The organism is Thiohalocapsa sp., assembly GCF_019695415.1.
In the GTDB taxonomy this organism is placed as follows: Bacteria; Pseudomonadota; Gammaproteobacteria; order Chromatiales; family Chromatiaceae; genus Thiohalocapsa.
The window spans coordinates 1-2240 of record NZ_JAIFKJ010000385.1 but is presented as its reverse complement, the minus strand read 5'-3'; the positions used below and the strand labels follow the sequence as shown (position 1 = coordinate 2240).

Annotated in this window: 2 protein-coding genes; both read left to right on the top strand. The window is 68.3% G+C overall.

Annotation, left to right across the window (positions count from 1 at the left end; genetic code table 11):
- Positions 1 to 609 (top strand): hypothetical protein (locus tag I6U14_RS10980; RefSeq protein WP_296899278.1); only part of this gene is annotated, 609 nt, incomplete at its 5' end.
- Between the two features lie 27 nt (positions 610 to 636).
- Complete coding sequence (locus I6U14_RS10975; protein ID WP_296899276.1) at positions 637 to 2073, top strand: glutamate-cysteine ligase family protein; 1437 nt, start codon at positions 637 to 639, stop codon at positions 2071 to 2073.
- The last annotated feature ends 167 nt before the right edge of the window (positions 2074 to 2240 follow it).

Genomic DNA, 2240 nt, shown 5'->3' with positions numbered 1-2240 from the left:
GGGTGTGGTCCCCCGGTTCGGTGGGGGCGGGGGCGGGGGTCCACGGAGAGGGTGATCAACCCGGCGCATGTCGGCGGGCAGGGCGGGGCTCACGTGGCGGACGGGTCCGCGCACGGCTGCTCCATCTCCTCCTCGCCGGGGGGCCAAGCGCTTGGGCACAAAGGGGCGCTCGAGACCGGGGGCGGCATCTTCAAGGCGCTGCCCCTACTCTCCGAAGGCAGCGATCCCTTTCTGGTCACCAACGGCGACGTCTGGTGCGATTTCGACTACAGCCGACTCGCCGATGGCCCGGCCCTGGCCGACAACGATCTGGCACGGCTGGTGTTGGTGGACAACCCAGGGCACAACACGAACGGCGATTTTGCGCTGCGCGACGGGCGCGTGCGCCGCGACGGGGCGCGCAAGCTCACCTTCGCCGGCATCGGGGTCTATCATCCAAGCTTGTTTGTCGGCTGCGAGCCGGGCGCCTTCCCGCTGGCGCCGCTGCTGACGCAAGCCATGGACGCCGGCCGCATCGGCGGGCTCCACCACCCCGGCCGCTGGCTGGACGTGGGCACGCCGGAGCGGCTCGCGGCGCTCGACCGGCTGCTGAGCGACGGCACGGACTGACCGCCGGCCGACCACCAGAGGCACGTCATGGGCCAGGACATCACCGACACCTGCTTCACCCGCGCGGACTTCCAGGAGTTCGAAGCCCGGCTGGATGCGGAGACGGACCTGCTCGCCAGCTGGTTCGATGACGACTGCTTTGCGGACACGCCGCGGGAGGGCGGCTTCGAGATGGAAGCCTGGCTGGTGGACCGCCGCCACACGGCGCCGGCGCCGGTCATCGAGGATCTGCTCGCGGCCCTGGACGACCCTCTGGTGGTCCCGGAGCTGGCGCAGTTCAACCTGGAGCTGAACGGCACGCCGATCCAGCTCAGGGGCGATGCCCTGAGCGGCCTAGCCGCGGAGCTCACCGCCACCCTCGAGCGGGTGCGCACGGCTGCGGCGGAGCTTGGCGCAAATGTGGTCACCTGCGGCATTTTGCCGACGCTGCGCGCCGAGCACTTGGTGATGGCACGCATGACGCCGCGCGAGCGCTACCGGGCGCTGAACGAGCAGATTCTGCGCCTGCGGGAAGGCGCGCCGATCTGGCTCGAGATTCACGGCGAGCAACCGCTCACCTTCGAGCAGCAGGACGTGATGCTCGAGGCCGCCGCCACCTCATTTCAGATCCACGTCAAGATGAGCGCCCGGGAATCGGCGCGCATCTTCAACGCCTCCAAGATCCTGTCCGCGCCCATGGTGGCGCTGGCCGCCAACTCGCCCTTCCTATTCGGCCGCGAGCTCTGGTGCGAGACACGCATTCCGCTGTTCGAGCAGTCGGTCTCCGTCGGTGGAAGCCCACTTCGCGAGCGCGTCGGCTTCGGCATCAACTATGCCCAAGGCTCGGTGCTGGAGGCCTTCCGCGCCAATGTGCGCCGCTATCCGGTGTTGCTGCCCCACCTGATGGATACCCCTGTTGAGCAGCTCGCTCATCTGCGCCTGCACAACGGTACCATCTGGCGCTGGAACCGGCCGCTGATCGGCTTCGACGAGCCCCCGGGGCATGCACCCATCCCGCACCTGCGCATGGAGCACCGCGTCGCCGCCGCCGGCCCGAGCGTCGCAGACAACGTCGCCAACGCGGCTTTCTATTTCGGCGCCGTTCATGCCATGGCCGCCGCCGAGGAGCCGCCGGAGCGGCGCATTTCTTTCCCGCAGGCGCGCGCCAACTTCTACCTGGCTGCCGAGTATGGGCTGGACGCCGAGCTCTCCTGGGGCGAGGCGCATCGCGTCAAGCTGCCGGAGATCATCCTGGAGCGGCTGCTGCCCATGGCTCATGCGGGCCTTGCGGATCTAAGGATAGACGCCGCCGAGCGCGAGCATTGGCTCGGCATCGTCGAGGAACGGGTGCGCACCAAGCGCACGGGCGCCAATTGGCAGCGCGCTTGGGTGGCCCGCTATGGCCGCGATTGGGAGGGGCTGACCGAGGCCTACCTGGCGCACCAGGCCACGGAGAAGCCTGTGCACGAATGGACGCTTGATTGAGGAAGGGCTGAGGGCTGAGGGCGATCAGTCTCCGGCGATAACAGAATCCAAACCAGTCCGGGCGGGGAGAATCAGCGTAGCGCATCCATTACAGGCGAGGAATGCGCATGCGCTTCGCCCAATCTCTGGGTAAGGTCCCCTCGACAGGGTTTGCGTGGTTTCTGAAC